The 243-nt window shown below is 32.5% G+C and carries 1 pseudogene; it reads left to right on the forward strand.

The window, feature by feature from the left end:
* Positions 1 to 37: 37 nt before the first annotated feature.
* Positions 38 to 243, forward strand: a pseudogene (locus AWV70_RS21995) (hypothetical protein); the annotation flags it as partial.

Here is a 243-nt window from a genome sequence, read left to right on the forward strand (position 1 = left end):
ACTAAGATCAAAACTAAATAACATGGGGGCTTTTTATATGCGTTTTCAAAATTCTATAGATAATCATAGCACAAATGCACCAAAGGAATCAAATGTATTTTTTGACAAAACAAAAACGGGGAAAACTAGACCGTGGCGAGAAAGAAAGATTGATAGAGTAAGTTATTCTGAACTTTTGTTTATACTAGAATTTAAGAAAGCTGAACGTGTCAAGGATTGCGGTGTTATTTTGCAGTTTAAAGC

This window comes from Sporosarcina koreensis (genome assembly GCF_001531445.1).
In the GTDB taxonomy this organism is placed as follows: Bacteria; Bacillota; Bacilli; order Bacillales_A; family Planococcaceae; genus Sporosarcina; species Sporosarcina koreensis_C.